We start from the raw sequence: 17,444 nt of genomic DNA, 5'->3' as shown, positions 1-17,444 counted from the left end.
CGCGAGAGGTGGTGCTTACGGGGAGCTGGGCGAGGTGACCTTCAGCGAGCCGGAGACGATCTGCTCGCGCAGAGCGGACAGCTCGTCGGCCAGACCGGCCGGCAGGGTGAACTTCGAGTTGAAGTCCGCCAGGCCGACGCCGTCGTTCTCGAGCGTGCCGACGTAGGGGGTCGCGTCGAAGTCGCCCTTGGCAGCCTGCGTCACCGAGTCGTACACGGCGGTGTCGATGCGCTTGAGGATCGAGGTCAGCACCAGGTCCGACACGTTCGGGTCGGCCTTGGCGAGGTCGGAGTCGACGCCGAGCATGACGCTCTTCGAGCCGCTGTCGCGGATCGCGTCGGCCGCGCTGCTGTAGATCGGGCCACCCACGGGCAGGAGCACGTCGACACCCTGGTCGAGCAGACCCTGCGCGGCCTGCTTGGCTGCGTCGTTGGCCGCGAAGCCGCCGGTGAACGAGCCGTTCTGCGCGGCGACGTCCCACCCGAAGGTCTGGACGCTGGCGCCCTTGTCCTCGTCGTACTTCTTCACGCCGTCGACGAAGCCGTCCATGAAGATGGTGACGGGCGGGATCGGGATGCCACCGACGGTGCCGACCTTGTTGACGCCGTTCTCCGCGGAGTACGCGGCGGCGGCATATCCACCGAGGTAGGCGGCCTGGACGGTGTCGAACAGCAGCGGCTTGATGTTCGGGGCGTCGGTCTTGCCGTCGTTGTCGGTGTCGGCGCGGTCGTCGATGATCGCGTACTGGAGGTTGGGGTTCGCCTTGGCCGAGGCCACGGTGTCGGCGCTGAGCTTGAAGCCCACCGCGACGATGAACGTGCAGCCCTCGGCCACGAGGTTCTCGAGGTTCGGGGCGTAGTCGTTCGCCGAGCTGGACTCGACCTCGATGGCCTTGACGCCGAGCTCGCTCGCGGCCTTGTCGATGCCTTCCTTGGCCGACTGGTTGAACGAACGGTCGTTCCAGCCGCCGTCATCCGAGATGATGCAGGGGGTGAAGCCCTCGACGAGGTCTCCCCCGGCGGCAGCGGTCGAGCCGTTGCTCTCGGGCGCGGCGCCGCAACCGGCGAGCAGCACGGCGGCGCCGATCATGGCGAGGCCGCTGACGACGGCCTTCTTCGTGGTCTTCACGAATGGTCCTCCAAGACGGATGCCCCCAACGGGTTTGAGGGACGATCCCGTCACGTTACCCACTGTGTCGCCGCGCTTGCGCACCGGGAGCCCCCGCGCGCGGCAATGGTTACAAAGACGCAATCTCGCGTCATCCCCCCGCCACACGCCCCGCGAAAAAGAGAGACCGGATACCACGAGGCGTGGCATCCGGTCTCAGAATGTTGCGGGTACGCGGTGCTAGAGGACGTCGCCCCGGCCCGTCAGCTTCAGCGCGTCGACGACGCCCTTCACGCGCTGGGCGTTCTCGCTGGTGGTCACGAGCAGGGCGTCGGGGGTGTCGACCACGACGATGTCGCGCACGCCGATGAGGCTGATCACGCGCTTCGTCTGCGAGACGACGATGCCACTGGAGGCATCGGAGAGGACGCGCGCGTCTTCGCCGAGGATGGCGAGTTCGTTCCGACCGCCCGACGAGTTGAGCTTGGACAGGCTCGCGAAATCGCCCACGTCGTCCCAGTCGAAGTGCCCGGGGATGACCGCAAGGCGGCCCTTCTCCGCGGCGGGCTCGGCGACGGAATAGTCGATGGCGATCTTCTTCAGCCCCGGCCAGATGCGGTCGACGGCGGGGCCGCGACGATCGCGGTCGTCCCACGCCTCGGCGAGCTCGAGCAGACCCGCGTGGAGTTCGGGCTCGTTGACGGCGAGCTCGGCGAGCAGGACGTCGGCGCGGGTGATGAACATGCCCGCGTTCCAGAGGTAGGCCCGGTCGGCGAAGTACTCCTTCGCCGTGTCGAGGTCGGGCTTCTCGACGAAGCGCTCGACCAGGTAGGCCTCGGGGGCGCCGTCGACGATGAGCTCGCCGGCCTGCTTGATGTAGCCGAATCCGACGGACGGCTCGGCGGGCTGGATGCCGATCGTGCAGATGTATCCCTCGCGCGCGACCGCGACGGCCTGGCGCACGGCGAACTCGAACTGGCGGGTCTGCCGGATGACGTGATCGGCCGCGAACGAGCCGATGATGACGTCGGGCTCACGACGGACGAGGATGGCCGCGGCGAGGCCGATCGCGGCCGAGGAGTCGCGCGGCTCGGACTCGAGGAAGACGTTGTGGTCGGGCACACCCGGAAGCTCGCGCTCGACGGCGGCACGGTGGGCACGGCCGGTGACGACCGCGATGCGACCCTCGCCCGAGAGCGGGGCGAGCCGGTCCCAGGTGTCGCGCAGCAGCGTCTGCCCCGACCCGGTCAGGTCGTGCAGGAACTTGGGCGCGTCGGCGCGCGAGAGGGGCCAGAGGCGGCTGCCGATCCCTCCGGCGGGGATCACGGCGTAGAAGTCGTCGATAGCGGGGTCTGCCATGGCTCCGACCCTAGCGGTCGCACCTGCGAGCGCACGGAGGCTCCGCACGGGCCGGCGCCGACGCGAGCGGCATCCGCAGATATCTCGATATCGAGAGAGTCTTAGGCGGCCCTAATCCCCGCCGTTCATAGGCCGGACGTAGTATTCAGTGGCGCCCGTGTGACGCTGGGAGCCCGTGCGGGCCCCACACCGTGTTCGATCAGGGAGGACGACCGTGTCAGCACCAGCACGTGCCACGCCGTCGGTGAAAGAGACCACCTCGAAGAGGCCCCGCGGCACTCTCTACCGGGGCCGCGAAGGCATGTGGTCGTGGGTTCTGCACCGCATCACCGGTGTCGCCATCTTCTTCTTCCTCCTGGTGCACATCCTCGACACGGCGCTCATCCGGGTCTCCCCCGAGGCCTACGACGCTGTCATCGGCACCTACAAGAACCCGATCATGGGTCTCGGCGAGGTGGCCCTGGTCGGCGCGATCGCTTACCACGCGTTCAACGGCCTGCGCATCATCCTCGTCGACTTCTGGCCCTGGGCCACGCGCCACCAGCGCCAGCTGTGGTGGGGCGTGCTCGGCCTCTGGGTCGTCACCATGCTCGGCTTCACGCCGCGCCACCTCATCAACGTCTTCAGCGCCGTCACCGGGAGCCACTGATGTCCGTCGCCCAAGAAGCCGCCACGATCCCCGCGCCCCGCACGCCCAGCGTGCGGAAGAAGGGCTCCAACCTCGAGAAGTGGGGCTGGATCTACATGCGCGCCTCCGGCGTGCTGCTGATCGTCCTGATCTTCGGCCACCTCTTCGTCAACCTCATGACCGGCGAGGGCATCCATCAGATCGACTTCGCCTTCGTCGCGGGCAAGCTCGCTTCGCCGTTCTGGCAGTGGTGGGACGTCCTCATGCTGTGGCTGGCCCTCATCCACGGCGCCAACGGCATGCGCACGATCGTCAACGACTACGTCGGCAACGCCACCGTCCGCAAGATCCTCATCGGGTCGCTGTGGACGTCGGCCGGGTTCCTCATCCTGCTCGGCACGCTCGTCGTCTTCACCTTCGACCCCTGCCTCGGTGTGACCGAGAGCAGCTCCCTGTGGGACGTGTGCCAGTCGGCCTGAGCCGGCGGCATCCCTTCTTCCCCTGACAGCAGAGGTATTGCACACGTGAGCACTCAGACCGCTTCGGACTCGATCGTCAAGGACGGCGTCCACTACCACCAGTTCGACGTCGTGATCGTCGGCGCCGGCGGCGCCGGCATGCGCGCGGCCATCGAGGCCGGCCCGGGGGCGAAGACAGCCGTCATCTCGAAGCTGTACCCCACCCGCTCGCACACCGGCGCGGCGCAGGGCGGCATGGCCGCGGCGCTCGCCAACGTCGAAGAGGACTCGTGGGAGTGGCACACCTTCGACACCATCAAGGGCGGCGACTACCTCGTCGACCAAGACGCCGCGGAGATCCTCGCCAAAGAGGCCATCGACGCCGTCATCGACCTCGAGAACATGGGCCTGCCCTTCAACCGCACCCCCGAGGGCAAGATCGACCAGCGTCGCTTCGGCGGTCACACGGCCGATCACGGCAAGACCCCCGTGCGCCGCGCGTGCTACGCCGCCGACCGCACGGGCCACATGATCCTGCAGACGCTGTTCCAGAACTGCGTCAAGCTCGGCATCAACTTCTTCAACGAGTTCTACGTGCTCGACCTCGTCACGGTGAAAGATGCCGCGGGCAAGACGCAGGTCGCCGGCGTCGTGGCCTACGACCTGGCCACCGGTGAGCTGCACGTCTTCCAGTCCAAGGCCGTGATCTTCGCGACCGGCGGCTTCGGAAAGATCTTCAAGACCACCTCCAACGCCCACACCCTCACCGGTGACGGCGTGGGCATCGTGTGGCGCAAGGGCCTGCCGCTCGAGGACATGGAGTTCTTCCAGTTCCACCCGACCGGCCTCGCCGGTCTCGGCATCCTGCTGACCGAAGGTGCCCGCGGCGAAGGCGCGATCCTGCGCAACGCGAGCGGTGAGCGCTTCATGGAGCGCTACGCCCCGACCATCAAGGACCTCGCGCCGCGTGACATCGTCGCCCGCTGCATGGTGCAGGAAGTGGCCGAGGGCCGCGGCGCCGGCCCCCACCGCGACTACGTGCTGCTGGACTGCACGCACCTGGGTGCCGAGGTCCTCGAGACCAAGCTCCCCGACATCACCGAGTTCGCCCGCACCTACCTGGGTGTCGACCCGGTCGTCGAGCCGGTCCCGGTCATGCCGACCGCGCACTACGCGATGGGCGGCATCCCCACCAACATCAAGGCAGAGGTGCTGGCCGACAACGACACCGTCGTCCCCGGCCTCTACGCCGCCGGCGAGTGCGCGTGCGTCTCGGTGCACGGCTCGAACCGTCTCGGCACCAACTCGCTGCTCGACATCAACGTCTTCGGCAAGCGCGCCGGCCGCAACGCGGTCGAGTACGTCAAGACCGCCGATTTCGTGCCGCTCCCCGAAGACCCGGCCGCCGAGGTGCGCGGCCTGATCGAGGGCCTGCGAAGCAACTCGGGCACAGAGCGCATCGCCGTGCTCCGCAAGACGCTGCAGGACGAGATGGACAAGGGTGCGCAGGTCTTCCGCACGCACGAGTCCCTCGCGCACGTGATGGACGTCATCGCCGACCTGCGCGAGCGCTACAAGAACATCCACGTCGACGACAAGGGCAAGCGCTTCAACACCGACCTGCTCGAGGCCGTCGAGCTCGGCTTCCTGCTCGACCTCGCCGAGGTCGTCGTGTACTCGGCGCAGAACCGCGAAGAGAGCCGCGGCGGTCACATGCGCGACGACTTCCCGACGCGCGACGACGAGAACTACATGCAGCACACCATGGCGTACCTGTCGGGCGACCCCCACTCGTCGCACCCGGCCGATCACATCGAACTCGGTTGGAAGCCCGTGGTGTTCACCAAGAACGAGGCCGGGGAGCTGCGCTACCCGCCCCTGGAGAGGAAGTACTGAGATGGCATCCACCGTCATCGAGCAGGTCGACACCTCGGACGAGGTCGCCGAGACCCCCGAAGACACGGGGATCCAGTCGTTCCTCGTCACCTTCAACATCCGCCGCTTCGACCCCGAGGTCGACGACGAGCCCCGCTGGGTCGACTACGACGTGGAGCTGTACTCCACCGACCGCGTGCTCGACGCGCTGCACAAGATCAAGTGGGAGGTCGATGGCTCGCTGTCGTTCCGCCGCTCGTGCGCGCACGGCATCTGCGGCTCCGACGCGATGCGCATCAACGGTCGCAACCGCCTCGCCTGCAAGACGCTGATCAAGGATCTCGACATCTCGCAGCCGATCTACGTCGAGGCGATCAAGGGCCTGCCCCTCGAGAAGGACCTCATCGTCGACATGGAGCCGTTCTTCGCCTCCTACCGCGAGGTGCAGCCCTTCCTGATCTCGAACTCGAAGCCCGAGCCCGGCAAGGAGCGCGTGCAGTCGATCGTCGACCGTGAGGTCTTCGACGACACCACCAAGTGCATCCTGTGCGCCGCGTGCACCTCGTCGTGCCCCGTGTTCTGGACGGACGGCCAGTACTTCGGCCCCGCCGCGATCGTCAACGCGCACCGCTTCATCTTCGACTCGCGCGACGACGCCGGAGATGTGCGCCTCGACATCCTCAACGACAAAGAGGGCGTGTGGCGTTGCCGCACGACCTTCAACTGCACCGAGGCCTGCCCCCGCGGCATCGAGGTCACCAAGGCCATCGCCGAGGTCAAGCAGGCCGTCCTCCGCGGCGGTCGCTGACTCTCACTCCCTCGAACGGCGGGTGCGCTCCGGCGCCCCGCCGTTCGGCGTTCTCGGGGGTCGCACACGGATCGCGGATGCCGTGGCCTGTCCGCGGAGCGGGAGTCGCGGCATCCATTCATTAGGCTTTCACAGTGACCGAGAACCGCCACGACCCGCGGCCGCTGCCCGCGGTGCGCGACGACGACGCCTCGCTGCGCGAGCGGCTCGAGGCGGCGCAGACCGCCGTTCGGGAACGCCTCGACGAGCCCATTGCCCGTGCGGCGAAGATCGCGCAGTGGTTCCCGATCCGGGTGTGGCGGCACTTCTTGCAGCACAACGGATTCCTGCTCGCGGCGGGCATGAGCTACCAGGGCCTGTTCGCCGTGTTCTCGGCCCTGTACCTGGCGTTCGCGGGTGTCGGGATCTGGCTGGGCGGAAGCAAGACCGCGATCGACGGTCTCATCCACATCGTCAACAGCTACATCCCCGGGATCATCAGCAAGAACGGTCTCGTCGATCGCGAGCAGGTGGAGGCCGTCGCGCAGGAGAGCGGGCGGCTTCTGACCATAACCGGCATCGTGGCCGTCGTCGTGGTCGTGTGGACGGCGATCGGCTTCGTGACCTTCACCCGACGCGCGGTACGCGACACCTTCGGACTCCCCTTCGACCTGCGCAACTACGTGCTGTTGAAGGCCCGTGATCTCGTCGCCTCGCTCCTGTTCGGGATCGCCCTGCTGGTGGGGGCTCTGCTGGGTTCGATCACCACCGGCGCCGTCGACCTGGTGTTCGGTCTCATCGGGTGGGACCGCGAGACCCTCGGCTGGTCGGCGGGCGCGCGGATCGTCTCGCTCGTGGTGGCTTTCGGCGTCAACACCGTGGCCCTCGCTTCGCTCTTCCGCTTCCTCACGGGCACCACGCTGACCTGGCGTCGCACGTGGCCGGGCGCGATCGTCGGCGCCACGGGCATGGTCGTGCTGCAGGTCGCCGCGGGCTTCCTCTTCGTCTACACGCCGTCGAACCCCTTGCTGGCCACCTTCGCCGTGCTCATCGGGTTCCTGTTGTGGTTCCGCTTCATCGGGATCGTGATCCTCGTCTCGGCCGCCTGGATCGCCGTCGCCGCGAGCGACCGCGACGTTCCCCTGCGCTCCCCCGAGGACCGGCTCGCGATGGAACAGGCGGCTCTCGTCATCGCCGCCCAGGTCGGGGTGCGCGAGGCCGAGAAGGACCTCGCGCTGTCGCGCTGGCCGTGGCGCTGGAGCGCGAGGCGAAAGCTCGACGCGGCGGAGAAGCAGCTGGCACGCGCACGGGCCGACGTCCCCGCGCCGCGCCGCGTGTCGCTCATCCCCGATTGAGCGGGGCTCGCGTCCTCCCCCGCGCGATCTCGATGTCGGAGGCCTTCGTTAGGCTCGGAGGGTGGCCCGTTCCGTACGTATCGTCTCCGTCAACGTCAATGGCATCCGTGCCGCCGTCCGCAAGGGCATGACCGAGTGGCTCGACGCCTCGGGCGCCGACATCGTGGCTCTGCAAGAGGTGCGCGCGACCGCCGATCAGCTGGCCGAGGCCCTGCCCGGGTGGGAGATCGTCAACGACGAGGCCCTGCAGAAGGGCCGCGCGGGCGTCGCCATCATCAGCCGCCTGCCCGGCGTCGAGACCCGAACGCACCTCGGTCCCGAGCCGCTCGATGCCTCCGGCCGGTGGATCGAGACCGACTTCGACATCGACGGCGAGACCGTCACGATCGTCAGCGCCTACGTGCACAGCGGCGAGGTCGACACCCCCAAGCAGGACGCCAAGTGGTTGTTCCTCGATGCGATGGAGCGTCGCCTCCCCGAGCTCAAGGCCGAGCGAGAGCTGGCCCTGGTGGTGGGCGACCTCAACGTCGGTCACCGCGAGCTCGACATCAAGAACTGGCGAGGCAACCGCAAGAACGCCGGCTTCCTCCCCCGCGAGCGCGCGTACCTCGACCGCTTCTTCGGGCCCGAGGGCGAGACGGTCGAGGGCGTCGACGGCTCGATCGGCACGGGCCTGGGCTGGATCGATGTGGGCCGCCGCGCGGTCGGCGAAGTAGACGGGCCCTACACGTTCTGGTCGATGCGCGGCAAAGCATTCGACACCGACAGCGGCTGGCGCATCGACTACCACGTCGCCACGCCATCCCTCGCCGAGCGGGTGACGTCGTACACGGTCGAGCGTGCCCCCTCGTACGACACCCGGTGGAGCGACCACGCACCGGTGATCGTGGACTACACGCTCGGGGGCTGACGGCAGCTCGCGGACGCCGGGGGCCGGCATCCACTCGCCTGCCCGTCCTCTTGCCGTCGGCCCACCGGGGCGGATCGACCGGGGGCGGAGGGGCTGCCGCCTCGGCACCTAGGATCGAGGGGTGACCCAGCAGCGCCTCTACTCCGGAATGCAGCCCTCCGCCGACAGCCTCCAGATCGGCAACTACATCGGGGCCCTGCTGCAGTGGCGCGACCTCCAAGACGAGTACGACGCCTTCTTCTCGGTCGTCGACCTGCACGCCCTGACGCAGCCCGGCGATCCCGCCGAACGCCGCGAGAAGACCCGTCGCACCGCCGCCCAGTACATTGCCGCCGGTATCGAGCCCTCTCGCTCGACCCTGTACGTGCAGTCGCACGTGCCGGCGCACGCCGAACTGCAGTGGGTGCTGTCGACCCTCACCGGTTTCGGCGAGGCCGGGCGGATGACGCAGTTCAAGGACAAGTCGGCGCGCTACGGCACGGATGCCACCAACGTCGGCCTCTTCACCTATCCGGTGCTGATGGCCGCCGACATCCTGCTGTACCAGACCGACGTCGTGCCCGTCGGCGACGACCAGAAGCAGCACATCGAGCTCACGCGCGACCTCGCCGAGCGCTTCAACCAGCGCTTCGGCGAGACCTTCACGGTTCCGAAGCCCGTCATCCGGCGCGAGACCGCCCGCATCTACGACCTGCAGAACCCGACGTCGAAGATGTCGAAATCGGCCGAGTCCGACGCGGGCGTGCTGTGGCTGCTCGACGACCCCAAGGTCAGCGCGAAGAAGATCATGCGCGCGGTCACCGACTCCGAGGGCGCGGTGCGCTTCGACCGCGACGAGAAGCCGGGCGTCTCGAACCTGCTGGTGATCTACTCGGCCCTGACGGGTCGCGACGTCACCTCGATCGAGGACGAGTACGCCGGGCGCGGGTACGGCGATTTCAAGAAGGGCCTGGCCGAGGTCGTCGTGAACGAGTTCGAGCCCGTGCGCACCCGAGCCCTCGAGCTCCTCGACGACCCCGCCGAGCTCGACCGCGTGCTGGCCGTGAACGCCGGCAAGGCCGCCTCGGTCGCCGAGAAGACCCTCACGGATGTGTACGACCGGATCGGTCTGCTGCGCCGCGGCTGACCCATCCCCTCCGACGCCCGCACGCCCTCCCGGGTCGTGCGGGCGTCGTCGTTCCCGTGTCCGGGTCCCTTGGCGTGTGGCAGGGGAATCGGATCGGTGCACCAGAATCGGACCCCGGGCTCGTCGGCATCCGGTTCTGGCGCGCCGATCCGGTCCTGCGAGGCGCAGGCTCCACGCCCGCCGGTAGCGTGGCCGAATGGAACCGGAGACCCTGCGCACGTCCCGCCTCGAGCTGTCCACGCCCCGCGCCGGCGATGTCGCCGCCATTCACGAAGAGTGCCAGGATGCCGCGATCCAGCGCTTCACGACCGTTCCGTCTCCCTATTTGCTCGCCGATGCCGAAGCGTTCGTCGAGCTCGCCCACCGGTGGTGGGCCGAGGGTTCGGAGGCGACCTGGGCGATCCGGCTCGACGAACGCCTGGTCGGGATGGTGGGCCTGGCCAAGCTGCCGAGCGGCGCCCCGGAGATCGGGTACTGGGTGTCGTCGAGCGTGCGCGGGCGCGGCGTCGCGAGAGAGGCGGTACGAGCGGTGATCGATTGGGCCTTCTCCCCCGCGCGTCCGGCACTGGCGCGCGTCGAGTGGCGCGCGGCCGTCGGCAACCTCGGATCGGCGCGCGTCGCGCGGTCTCTCGGCTTCCGCTACGAGGGGCTGCTGCGCCAGGCGCACGTCAATTCGCTCGGTCGCTCGGACCTGTGGGTGGCCGGCCTGCTGCGCGGCGACGACCGCCGACCCGTGAGCTGGCCGGTGGGCTGAGCCCCTTCCGGGACACCGGCGCAAGGCCCGACCCGATCTCGGAGGGCGGTGGCACCATGTATTCATGCCGGAGATGCCAGAGGTCGAAGGGCTCGTCGAGTTCCTGCGGGGGCGACTCGCGGGGCTCCGTTTCGAGAGAGCGACCGTGTCGGCCATCAACGCCCTCAAGACGTACGACCCGCCCCTGACCGATCTGGTCGGCGCCCAGGTGACGGCCGTCGAGCGGCACGGCAAGTTCGTCGACGTGGCGACCGACGGCGGCATCCACCTCGTCTTCCATCTCGCCAAGGCGGGCTGGCTGCGGTGGTACGACGCACTGCCGACGACCCTCATCAAACCCGGCAAGACTCCGATCGCGCTGCGCGTCGGCTTCGACGACAGATCGGGCTTCGACCTCACCGAGGCAGGAACGAAGAAGTCGCTGGCGGTCTACGCCGTGACCGATCCGGCTGAGGTACCGGGCATCGCCCGTCTCGGCCCCGACCCGCTCGACGACGATTTCGGTCGTGCCGAGTTCGGCGCGCTGCTCACGGGGCGCCGCACGCAGATCAAGGGAGTGCTGCGCGACCAGACGATCATCGCGGGGGTCGGAAACGCCTACTCCGACGAGATCTTGCACGCGGCCAAGATGTCGCCGTACGCCCTGGCGGCCAACCTCTCCGACGAAGAGGTGGATCACCTCTTCGCAGCCATGACCACGACTCTCGCCGAAGCGATCACCGTCGCACGGGGGAAGCCGCCTGCGGAACTCAAAGACGCGAAGCGCCGCGGCATGCGCGTGCACGGCCGCCGAGGTGAGGCGTGCCCGGTGTGCGGCGACGAGGTGCGCAGCGTGTTCTTCGCCGACAACTCCCTCGAGTACTGCCCCACCTGTCAGACCGGCGGCAAGCTCCTGGCCGACCGGCGCTTGTCGCGGTTGCTCAAGTAGCTAGGGGCACCGACCGTCGACTGCTCGAAACGTCGCCGTATGACCGGGAATGAAACCGCGGAGGGCACGTTGAGTAGGATCAGAAGTGCAAAAACGTGCTCCGGGGTCGGTGAGAATCCGAACCGGCGGTGATAGTCCGCGAACCCTGCCGCTCACGCGGGAGGGCCGATCCGGTGGAATTCCGGGACCGACGGTGATGCGAGGGTCAGCTCTCGCTAGTCCGGATAGGAGGCAGCACGGATGGCGCGACGCGCCTTCCCGCTGGCCCTGCCCCGATTCCGCGGGAAGGACAAGGAAATGGCATCCGCCGTCGAGATCGACGCCATGCGGCGAGCGCTGCAGCTCGCCCGGCGCGGGCCGCGCGGGCTGAATCCCCAGGTGGGTGCCGTGATCCTCTCCCCCGCCGGTGAGATCCTCGCCGAGGGTTACCACCGCGGCGCCGGCACCGCGCACGCCGAGGTCGACGCCCTCTCGCGGTTGTCGCCGGATGCCGCGCGCGGCGCCACCGCCGTCGTCACCCTCGAGCCCTGCAATCACACCGGTCGCACCGGACCCTGTGCACTCGCGCTCATCGAGGCCGGCATCGGCCGCGTCGTCTACGCCCTGGACGACCCGACCGACGCCGCGTCGGGTGGGGCAGACCGACTGCGCGCGGCCGGGGTCGACGTCGAGAGCGGGGCGGAGCGCGAGGCGGCCGAAGCGCTCGTGCACGACTGGGCCGTCCTCAAGCGCACCGGTCGCCCGCACGTCACCGTCAAGTGGGCGCAGAGCCTCGACGGTCGCGCCGCCGCCGCCGACGGCTCGAGCCAGTGGATCACCGGTCCCGCCGCGCGTCGCGACGTGCACGCCCGACGCGCCCGGGCCGATGCGATCGTCGCCGGTACGGGAACCGTGCGAGCCGACGATCCGGCACTGACCGCGCGCGCCGATGACGGCTCCCTGCTCGAGACACAGCCCGTGCCCGTGGTCGTCGGTCGCAGCGAGACGGCCCCGGATGCCGCCGTCCGCCGCCACCCGCGCACGCCCCTGTTCTACGACTCGCACGACCTGGCCGCCGTGCTCGCCGACCTGGGCGAGAAGGGGATCCAGCGGGTGTTCGTGGAAGGCGGGCCGACGCTTGCGAGCGCCGTCGTCCGCGCCGGTCTCGCCGACGAACTGCTGGTCTACCTCGCCCCCGTGCTGTTGGGCGGCTCGCGCCTCGCCCTCGGCGACGTGGGAGTGCCCACCATCGCGGATGCCCGTCGGCTGGCCGTGGCATCCGTCCAGAACCTCGGTGACGATCTGCTGATCGTCGCCCACCCCAGCTCGGATCGAGAGGGAGAATCCTGATGTTTACCGGAATTGTGGAAGAGATCGGTGCCGTCACCGCCGTCGAACCCTCGGGCGACGGCGTGCGGCTGACGTTGCGCGCCCCCCTCTCGGTATCGGATGCCGGCCACGGCGATTCGATCTCGGTCAGCGGCGTGTGCCTCACGGTCGTCGAACAGGGCGAGGACTGGTTCACCGCCGACGTCATGAAGCAGACCCTCGACATGTCGACCCTCGCCGATGTCGCTCCGGGGCGCCCGGTGAACCTCGAGCGGGCCACCGCGGCCCACGGTCGCCTGGGCGGTCACATCGTGCAGGGGCACATCGACGGCACCGGCGTGGTGCGCGACGTGCGGCCCGGAGCCCAGTGGAGCGTCGTGCGGGTCGGCATCCCGGCCCACCTGGCTCCCCTCGTGGTCGACAAGGGGTCCATCGCGATCGACGGTGTCTCGCTCACGGTGAGCGCCGTCAGCGAGGCCGACGAGGTCGAGCCCTGGCTCGAGGTGTCTCTCATCCCCGAGACCCTCGAGGCGACGACGCTCGGCCGCGCCGAGGCCGGCACCCCCGTCAACCTCGAGACCGACATCCTCGCGCGCCACGTCCAGCGCATGCTCGCCTTCCGTACGACAGAGAATCCCGCGGCGACCGCCGCACAGACCGAGAGGGGCTCCCGATGAGCCTGTCCACCATCCCCGAGGCCCTCGAGGCCCTTCGTCAGGGTCGCCCGATCCTGGTCGCCGACGACGAGAACCGCGAGAACGAGGGAGACGTCATCCTCTCGGCGCAGCTGGCCACCCCCGAGGCCCTCGCGTGGACCGTGCGGTGGTCGAGCGGGTACGTGTGCGCGCCCATGCCGGCCGATTGGGCCGACCGTCTCGACCTGCCGCCCATGGTCGAGGTCAACCAGGATGCCCGCGGCACCGCGTACACGGTGAGCGTCGACGCCGCGACCGGTGTGACCACCGGCATCAGCGCTGCCGACCGCGCGCGTACGCTGAACGTGCTGGCCGACCCCGAATCGGTCCCGACGAGCGTCATCCGCCCGGGTCACGTCCTGCCGCTGCGCGCCGTCGACGGCGGCGTCCGCGAACGCGCCGGTCACACCGAGGCCGCGGTCGACCTCATGCGCCTCGCGGGCCTGGAGCCCGTCGGCGCGATCGCCGAGGTCGTGGCCGAGGACGGCAGCATGATGCGCCTGCCCGGGCTCTTCGAGCTCGGCGAGCGCGACGGCATCCCGGTCATCACGATCGAGCAGCTCATCGGTTACCTGAACGACACCGACCCGCTGCCGGCGACCGCCCCCGCGCGACGCCGCGTGAGCCTGCGCGCCGAGTCGAACGTCCCCACCTCGCACGGCACGTTCCGCTTCCTCGCCTACAAGGACCGCATCACCGGCACCGACCACCTCGCGGTGGTCTCGGGCGACCTCACCGAGAAGGCTCCTTTGGTGCGCGTGCACTCGGAGTGCCTCACGGGCGAGGCGTTCGGCTCGCTCAAGTGCGAGTGCGGTCCCCAGCTCGAGGCGGCGCTCGACACGATCGACCGCGACGGCGGCATCGTCATCTACATGCGCGGTCACGAGGGCCGCGGGATCGGCCTCATCAACAAGCTGCGCGCGTACAACCTGCAGGAGCGCGGCCTCGACACCGTCGACGCCAACCTCGCTCTGGGCCTGCCCGCCGATGCGCGCGACTATGCCGCGGCCGCCGGCATCCTGTCCGACCTCGGGGTCGACAAGGTGCGCCTGCTGACCAACAACACCGACAAGGTCGCGCAGCTGCGCGGCTTCGGTCTGGACGTCGTCGAGCAGGTTCCGCTGCTCGTGGGCGTGGGACCCAACAACCACCAGTACCTCGAGACGAAGCGCGACCGCATGGGCCACGTCATCGCCGAGGACGACCTGCGCGACGCCCTCGCGCACATGAAGGAAGAGAGCGCCTGATGGCTGGCAGTGGAGCACCCGAGACCGGCGGCATCGATGCGTCGGGCCTGAACGTCGTCGTGATCGCGGGAACGTGGCACGAGGTCATCACGAACGGTCTCATCGCCGGCGCGAAGCGCGTGCTCGACGCCACGGGCGCGACCTACCGGGTCGTGCGGGTACCCGGATCGTTCGAACTGCCCGTGGCGGCCAAGGCCGCTCTCGACGCCGGGGCGGATGCCGTGGTCGCGCTCGGCGTGATCATCCGGGGTGGGACGCCGCACTTCGAGTTCGTCTCGTCGGCGGCGACCGACGGCCTGACGCGGGTCGCCCTCGACACGGGCAAGCCGGTCGGGTTCGGCGTTCTGACCCTCGACGACGAACAACAGGGCCTGGACCGCGCGGGTCTCGAAGGATCGAAGGAAGACAAGGGCGAGGAGGCCGCGGATGCCGCGATCCGCACCGCCCTGGTGCTGCGGGAGCTGCGCGGCTGAGGCATTCCTCCGACGGGCCCGGTGACCTCCGCGGTCGCCGGGCCCGTCGTCGTCTGCGGGGCGGGGCGGACCCTTCGACAGGCTCAGGGACCTCGCACCGCGGCTCAGGGGCCTCGCACCGCGGCTCAGGGACCGCGCGCCGCGAGCCGGGACCGCGCGTGGCGGCTCGGGCTGCCGCGCGGTGAGGCGCGCCTTCCTGGCGGGCGGTGCGCCGCGTCCCTACCCTGACCGGTATGGAGATCCTGCGCAGTGTCGTCGTCCTCGTCCACCTCGTCGGCTTCGCCGTCCTGTTCGGCGCCTGGGTCGTCGAGGCCGTCGCCCGCCGTGTGCGTGTGACGCCGCTGATGAACTACGCCCTGCTCCTCTCCCTCGTCACGGGCCTCGCCCTGTCGGCTCCGTGGGGCCTCGACCACGACCTCAACTACGCCAAGATCGGCATCAAGCTCGTGGTGCTCCTCGTCATCGGCGCTCTGCTCGGCATCGGCTCCGCCCGCCAGAAGCGCACGGGTTCGCTGTCGCCCGCGATCTTCTGGCCCATCGGCATCCTGGCTCTGCTCAACGCCGGTCTCGCGGTGATCTGGCACTGAGGCCGCGGGCCCCGCACTCAGCGCACGCATAGACTGGAGGGTCTGGACGCCCCTCACTCGGGGACGTCTCCGGTGCTCCTTCGCGCGCCCGCTCACACCCACCCCCGTGATCGCGGCGCGCCACCGCTGCGCCCCATCCCGGACGCGATTGATCGACCTTCTCGTCAGGCAGTCATGACCACCTCATCCCCCTCCACCCGATCCGCCTCGGCCCCCGCGAACCCGCGTTCGCGCGTCATCACCGCGAGCCTGATCGGCACCACGATCGAGTTCTACGACTTCTACGCGTACGCCACGGCCGCGGTCCTCGTCTTCCCGATCCTCTTCTTCCCGACCGGCAACGAGACCACCTCGCTGCTGCTGTCGTTCAGCGTCTTCGGCGCCGCCATGGTCGCCCGCCCCCTCGGCGCCATCGTCTTCGGACACTTCGGCGACCGCTTCGGCCGCAAGGCCACGCTCGTGGCATCCCTTCTGACCATGGGGGTGGCGACCTTCCTCATCGGCTGCCTCCCCACCTTCAACGAGATCGGCGTGTGGGCGGCGATCCTGCTGCTGGTCATGCGTCTCGCGCAGGGCTTCGCGCTCGGCGGCGAGTGGTCGGGAGCGGCACTGGTCGCCACCGAGAACGCCCCGAAGGGCAAGCGCGCGCTGTTCGGCACGTTCCCGCAGCTGGGCGCTCCGATCGGCTTCATCATCGCCAACGGCGTGTTCCTCTTCATCAACTTCGCCCTGCCGCACCCTGACGGCACCGCACAGCGCTCGGCCGAGTTCCTCGCGTGGGGCTGGCGCGTGCCGTTCCTGTTCTCGGCCGTGATGGTCATCGTCGGCCTCTGGGTGCGGCTCCGTCTGGTCGAGAGCGAGTCGTTCGCCAAGGCCGAGAAGACCGGGGCGATCAAGAAGTTCCCGCTCGGTGAGGCCGTGCGCCGCACCTGGAAGCAGCTCATCCTCGGCACGTTCATCATGCTGGCGACCTACGTGCTGTTCTACCTGATGACGAGCTTCACCCTCTCGTACGGCACGAAGGCGACCCTCGAGGGTGCGCAGGCCGCAGCCGAGAAGGCCGGCACCCCGTTCAACGCCGCCGAGTACGTGCCCGGCCTCGGCTTCGGGTACACGGACTTCGTGATCATGCAGATCATCGGCGTCGTGTTCTTCGGCATCTTCACGATGCTGTCGGGCCCCATCGCCGACCGCATCGGCCGCAAGCGCCTGCTGATCGGCGTCACCGCCGCGATCATCGTGTTCGGCCTGACGTTCTCGTTCTTCCTCGTGCCGCACGCCGACCCCGGCTTCACGCGGGTGCTCGTGCAGGCGTTCCTCATCCTCGGGTTCCTGCTGATGGGCGCGACCTTCGGCCCCATGGGCGCCGTGCTGCCGGAGCTGTTCCCGACGAACGTGCGCTACACCGGCTCGGCCATCTCGTACAACGTCTCGTCGATCCTCGGCGCGGCCCTCGCACCGATCGTCGCCGTGGCCCTGTGGGCGGCGGGCGACGGCAACCCGTGGCTGGTGGGCGTGTACCTCTCGGCGATGGGCGTGCTGACCCTGGTCGCACTCGTTCTCTCGCCCGAGACGAAGGACGTCGACTACGACGACAACATCGCCGCGGGAGCGACCGCGCCGTAACGGGTTCGTTCTCGACACCGGATGCCACGGGGCCCAGGCCTCGTGGCATCCGTCGTTGCGATCGGGCTTCGTCGGCGGGCGGGCCGAACTCCTGAAGATCGGTGCGCCCCGGGGGTCTTCACCCGGGAACGACGGCGCTTCGCGGGATTTCTCCGGAGTTTCGCACGCCATCGAGGGGACCGACCGGCGGTGTCGGTGGGGCGGGGTACGGTCGAAGCACC

Annotated in this window: 17 protein-coding genes; 15 read left to right on the top strand and 2 right to left on the bottom strand. The window is 69.3% G+C overall.

Annotated features, from left to right (window positions below):
• Nucleotides 1–15 precede the first annotated feature (15 nt).
• Both AB6V29_RS09880 and AB6V29_RS09875 read right to left on the bottom strand, forming a co-directional pair.
• Complete coding sequence (locus AB6V29_RS09880; protein WP_210072686.1) at nt 16–1,089, bottom strand: BMP family protein; 1,074 nt, start codon at nt 1,087–1,089, stop codon at nt 16–18.
• Nucleotides 1,090–1,347: 258 nt separating this feature from the next.
• Nucleotides 1,348–2,466: a mannose-1-phosphate guanylyltransferase gene (locus AB6V29_RS09875; RefSeq protein WP_103206556.1), complete on the bottom strand. Its 1,119-nt coding sequence runs from the start codon at nt 2,464–2,466 to the stop codon at nt 1,348–1,350.
• 214 nt (nt 2,467–2,680) lie between these two features.
• Here AB6V29_RS09875 and sdhC point away from each other — a divergent pair, with 214 nt between their 5' ends.
• From sdhC to AB6V29_RS09800, 15 genes are all read left to right on the top strand, one after another.
• Nucleotides 2,681–3,115: a succinate dehydrogenase, cytochrome b556 subunit gene (gene sdhC / locus AB6V29_RS09870; RefSeq protein WP_013583715.1), complete on the top strand. Its 435-nt coding sequence runs from the start codon at nt 2,681–2,683 to the stop codon at nt 3,113–3,115.
• The gene (locus tag AB6V29_RS09865) at nt 3,115–3,573 is read left to right on the top strand and encodes a succinate dehydrogenase hydrophobic membrane anchor subunit (RefSeq protein ID WP_210072155.1); all 459 of its coding nucleotides are present in this window, start codon (nt 3,115–3,117) and stop codon (nt 3,571–3,573) included. Before sdhC ends, AB6V29_RS09865 begins: the two co-directional genes overlap by 1 nt.
• A gap of 45 nt (nt 3,574–3,618) precedes the next feature.
• Nucleotides 3,619–5,448 carry a succinate dehydrogenase flavoprotein subunit gene (gene sdhA / locus AB6V29_RS09860; RefSeq protein WP_210072156.1) on the top strand — a complete coding sequence of 610 codons (1,830 nt, stop codon included), beginning with the start codon at nt 3,619–3,621 and terminating at the stop codon, nt 5,446–5,448.
• Nucleotide 5,449: 1 nt separating this feature from the next.
• Nucleotides 5,450–6,235: a succinate dehydrogenase iron-sulfur subunit gene (locus tag AB6V29_RS09855; RefSeq protein ID WP_103206559.1), complete on the top strand. Its 786-nt coding sequence runs from the start codon at nt 5,450–5,452 to the stop codon at nt 6,233–6,235.
• Between the two features lie 134 nt (nt 6,236–6,369).
• Nucleotides 6,370–7,569, top strand: a complete 1,200-nt coding sequence (locus AB6V29_RS09850) for a YihY/virulence factor BrkB family protein (protein WP_267786313.1) — start codon at nt 6,370–6,372, stop codon at nt 7,567–7,569.
• A 61-nt stretch (nt 7,570–7,630) separates the two neighbouring features.
• A complete protein-coding gene (locus AB6V29_RS09845) occupies nt 7,631–8,479 on the top strand; it encodes an exodeoxyribonuclease III (RefSeq protein WP_267786312.1) in 849 nt (282 codons plus the stop codon).
• 121 nt (nt 8,480–8,600) lie between these two features.
• Nucleotides 8,601–9,605, top strand: a complete 1,005-nt coding sequence (gene trpS, locus AB6V29_RS09840) for a tryptophan--tRNA ligase (protein ID WP_267786311.1) — start codon at nt 8,601–8,603, stop codon at nt 9,603–9,605.
• A gap of 196 nt (nt 9,606–9,801) precedes the next feature.
• Nucleotides 9,802–10,359: a GNAT family N-acetyltransferase gene (locus tag AB6V29_RS09835; RefSeq protein ID WP_267786309.1), complete on the top strand. Its 558-nt coding sequence runs from the start codon at nt 9,802–9,804 to the stop codon at nt 10,357–10,359.
• 64 nt (nt 10,360–10,423) lie between these two features.
• Nucleotides 10,424–11,287, top strand: coding sequence for an Fpg/Nei family DNA glycosylase (locus tag AB6V29_RS09830; RefSeq protein WP_369358350.1), 864 nt, complete (start codon nt 10,424–10,426; stop codon nt 11,285–11,287).
• A 297-nt stretch (nt 11,288–11,584) separates the two neighbouring features.
• Nucleotides 11,585–12,616, top strand: coding sequence for a bifunctional diaminohydroxyphosphoribosylaminopyrimidine deaminase/5-amino-6-(5-phosphoribosylamino)uracil reductase RibD (gene ribD, locus AB6V29_RS09825; protein WP_369358348.1), 1,032 nt, complete (start codon nt 11,585–11,587; stop codon nt 12,614–12,616).
• Complete coding sequence (locus AB6V29_RS09820; protein ID WP_210072164.1) at nt 12,616–13,272, top strand: riboflavin synthase; 657 nt, start codon at nt 12,616–12,618, stop codon at nt 13,270–13,272. The genes ribD and AB6V29_RS09820 overlap by 1 nt, the downstream gene beginning before the upstream one ends.
• Nucleotides 13,269–14,537, top strand: a complete 1,269-nt coding sequence (gene ribA / locus AB6V29_RS09815) for a GTP cyclohydrolase II (RefSeq protein ID WP_369358345.1) — start codon at nt 13,269–13,271, stop codon at nt 14,535–14,537. The genes AB6V29_RS09820 and ribA overlap by 4 nt, the downstream gene beginning before the upstream one ends.
• Nucleotides 14,537–15,010, top strand: a complete 474-nt coding sequence (gene ribH / locus AB6V29_RS09810; RefSeq protein ID WP_369358344.1) for a 6,7-dimethyl-8-ribityllumazine synthase — start codon at nt 14,537–14,539, stop codon at nt 15,008–15,010. Before ribA ends, ribH begins: the two co-directional genes overlap by 1 nt.
• 233 nt (nt 15,011–15,243) lie before the next feature.
• Nucleotides 15,244–15,597 carry a Fe-S protein gene (locus AB6V29_RS09805; protein WP_094735360.1) on the top strand — a complete coding sequence of 118 codons (354 nt, stop codon included), beginning with the start codon at nt 15,244–15,246 and terminating at the stop codon, nt 15,595–15,597.
• Between the two features lie 174 nt (nt 15,598–15,771).
• On the top strand, nt 15,772–17,223 hold the full coding sequence (locus tag AB6V29_RS09800; protein WP_094735359.1) for an MFS transporter: 1,452 nt from the start codon (nt 15,772–15,774) through the stop codon (nt 17,221–17,223).
• Nucleotides 17,224–17,444 lie beyond the last annotated feature (221 nt).

This window comes from Microbacterium sp. 20-116, from assembly GCF_041079415.1.
Classification (GTDB): Bacteria; Actinomycetota; Actinomycetes; order Actinomycetales; family Microbacteriaceae; genus Microbacterium.
The sequence above is the reverse complement of the archived record's forward strand: the minus strand, read 5'-3'. Positions and strand labels throughout refer to the sequence as shown.

Coding starts and splice junctions, on each gene's coding strand:
- AB6V29_RS09880 (WP_210072686.1), bottom strand. CDS start 1,089: ATGATCGGCGCCGCCGTGCTGCTCGCCGGTTGCGGCGCCGCGCCCGAG.
- AB6V29_RS09875 (WP_103206556.1), bottom strand. CDS start 2,466: ATGGCAGACCCCGCTATCGACGACTTCTACGCCGTGATCCCCGCCGGA.
- AB6V29_RS09865 (WP_210072155.1), top strand. CDS start 3,115: ATGTCCGTCGCCCAAGAAGCCGCCACGATCCCCGCGCCCCGCACGCCC.
- AB6V29_RS09855 (WP_103206559.1), top strand. CDS start 5,450: ATGGCATCCACCGTCATCGAGCAGGTCGACACCTCGGACGAGGTCGCC.
- AB6V29_RS09835 (WP_267786309.1), top strand. CDS start 9,802: ATGGAACCGGAGACCCTGCGCACGTCCCGCCTCGAGCTGTCCACGCCC.
- AB6V29_RS09830 (WP_369358350.1), top strand. CDS start 10,424: ATGCCGGAGATGCCAGAGGTCGAAGGGCTCGTCGAGTTCCTGCGGGGG.
- ribD (WP_369358348.1), top strand. CDS start 11,585: ATGGCATCCGCCGTCGAGATCGACGCCATGCGGCGAGCGCTGCAGCTC.
- AB6V29_RS09820 (WP_210072164.1), top strand. CDS start 12,616: ATGTTTACCGGAATTGTGGAAGAGATCGGTGCCGTCACCGCCGTCGAA.
- ribA (WP_369358345.1), top strand. CDS start 13,269: ATGAGCCTGTCCACCATCCCCGAGGCCCTCGAGGCCCTTCGTCAGGGT.
- ribH (WP_369358344.1), top strand. CDS start 14,537: ATGGCTGGCAGTGGAGCACCCGAGACCGGCGGCATCGATGCGTCGGGC.
- AB6V29_RS09805 (WP_094735360.1), top strand. CDS start 15,244: ATGGAGATCCTGCGCAGTGTCGTCGTCCTCGTCCACCTCGTCGGCTTC.
- AB6V29_RS09800 (WP_094735359.1), top strand. CDS start 15,772: ATGACCACCTCATCCCCCTCCACCCGATCCGCCTCGGCCCCCGCGAAC.